General features: G+C 53.5%; 2 protein-coding genes. Both read left to right on the top strand.

Annotated features, from left to right (window positions below; genetic code table 11):
* Nucleotides 1-81: 81 nt before the first annotated feature.
* Nucleotides 82-1,260 (top strand): winged helix-turn-helix domain-containing protein, encoded by a 1,179-nt coding sequence (locus tag E4680_RS13745; protein WP_135282994.1) that lies wholly within the window; start codon nucleotides 82-84, stop codon nucleotides 1,258-1,260.
* 36 nt (nucleotides 1,261-1,296) lie between these two features.
* Nucleotides 1,297-1,908 (top strand): dCMP deaminase family protein, encoded by a 612-nt coding sequence (locus E4680_RS13740; RefSeq protein ID WP_205688951.1) that lies wholly within the window; start codon nucleotides 1,297-1,299, stop codon nucleotides 1,906-1,908.
* Nucleotides 1,909-2,205: the final 297 nt, after the last annotated feature.

The following is a 2,205-nucleotide window of genomic DNA, read 5'->3' as shown; positions in this document are numbered from 1 at the left end:
TCTTTTGTCGATGCATCCATCCCAACACCACAGCAGGTGATGGCCATCCTCGCGTTTGATCAGTAAAAGAAAAGGTTACCTATGCCCATCTCAAAAGCTGACATGCAAGCGTCTCTCCATCTTCTGGAAGGCGAAGACCTCGAATACATCAAGACGATCATTGAAGCCGGATCAAACACCAGAGCCGCGAAGAAGCTAGGGGTAGACCGGCGCAATGTAGACCGGAGAATCAAGCGCATCTTCGCCAAGATGGTGAAGAAAGGGTGGGCGCCGTCTCACGACTTAACTCACCCGTTACCACCAGGCCGTGTGCTGGGGAAGACCACCACCCTGTACAAGGACGGCGCTCCGGTCATGCAATGGGTGGCCGCGCATCCTGACGATGAGTATCTGGAGCGTGTATCGCAGGAAGCCATGGATGCATTCCGGAGTGAGATTCCACGGGCAGCGCCAACTGAACTGCCAAGGCAGCTTACGTTCGACCCTAACCTGGCGACCACCTATATTTTGACAGACTACCATCTAGGTATGCTGGCTTGGGGGCTGGAGACAGGAGCCGACTGGGATTTGGATATCGCTGAGGATCTTCTGGTCCGATGGTTCCAGAAAGTGATCCAGGGTACACCGAATTCCGAGACGGGGGTCCTGGCGCAGATGGGGGACTTCTTGCACTGGGATGGTATGGAGGCGGTTACCCCGGCAAACAAGCACGTCCTCGATGCGGATACCCGATTTGAGAAGCTGGTCGGCGTGGCCATCCGGGTCCTGCGCCGAGTGGTTAATATCCTGCTCACGAAACACCCACGCCTTCACATCATCATGGCCCATGCCAACCACGACCCCGCCAGTTCAGTTTGGCTGCGAGCAGGGTTCAAGGCGTTCTACGAGAACGAACCCCGCATAGAAATCAATGGTTCGGCGGACGGTTTCTACTGCTTCGAGCATGGAAAAACATCCCTGTTCTTTCACCACGGGGATAAGCGTGGCATTGGAAATGTTGACAACGTTTTAGCTGCCAAGTATCGTGAGGTCTTTGGACGGACTCAGTTCAGCTACGCCCATCTTGGGCACTTGCATCACCAGGCACTTCGAGAGACACCACTGATGATTGTTGAACAGCACCGCACCATGGCCTCCCCCGACGCCTACGCCAGCCGCAACGGATACATTTCCGGACGCTCGGCTTGCGCCATTACCTACCACAAGGACTTCGGAGAGACCGGGCGTGTCATTATTACACCAGAGATGTTGAAGAAATGAGCGATGACTTCTACTGCTATTGGCAGGAAGACCAGGATGGCATCTGGAACACCGGGTGCGGGTGGATGTACCAGTTCTTTGATGGCGGCCCGTTGGACAATAACCATAAGTATTGTCAATATTGTGGAAGGTTTCTATATGAACTTTCTTATGGCGACACCGTTGAAGATGAGTTCGATCACGGACCCTACGAGGATGGGTGCTAAAGTGGATAAATGGACTCTCCGTTTCCTGAGCATGGCTCAGTCTGTGGCAAGGTGGTCGAAGGACCCCTCGACAAGAGTCGGAGCGGTTCTCGTGTCACCAGACCGTAGAATCGTCATCCCCGGCTACAATGGCCTGCCTCGCGGGATAGAGGACAGCACCGACCGTCTCCTTAATCGCGAGTGGAAACTACGAACCATCCTGCATGCAGAGCACAACGCAATCCTCACCGCGCGGCAGGACGTATCAGGTTGGACGATGTATGTTACCCACCACCCCTGTTCAAACTGCGCGGCCGTGATGGTTCAGTCTGGTATCGGCGCAGTCCACTACATTCGGGATGATGCGTTCGAAGATAAATGGCGCTGTTCCCTGGAAACTGCTGGTATCCTGTTCAAGGAAGCCGGCGTACATGTAGAAGGGCATAGGCTATGGATGGGGTGAGTTTATCTACGGCCGATGAGCGGAATCAGGAATTGCTTCGCTTTTTTTGCTCAAAGATTAAGCAGATGGACAAAGCTTCCCCAGACCGCGCTCGTAGAATAAGGAGCCATGTTATTGGCGTAGCTAATGATGCTCTCTTAGAGTATGTCAATGCCAATGGCATGAAGGGTACTGTTACATTTTGCCCAGTGATCCGTAGTCGCGTTATATGGATAGGCGATACTGAATATCGACAGGAGTATTCGTATAGCCTCGAAACTGAGCATGGGCGGGCTAAGACACTTGAGGGGATACAGG

Origin of the sequence: Candidatus Macondimonas diazotrophica (assembly GCF_004684205.1) — a bacterium.
GTDB classification, from domain to species: domain Bacteria; phylum Pseudomonadota; class Gammaproteobacteria; order UBA5335; family UBA5335; genus Macondimonas; species Macondimonas diazotrophica.
Note: the sequence above shows the minus strand (reverse complement) of the source record. Positions and strands in the feature narration are given on the sequence as shown.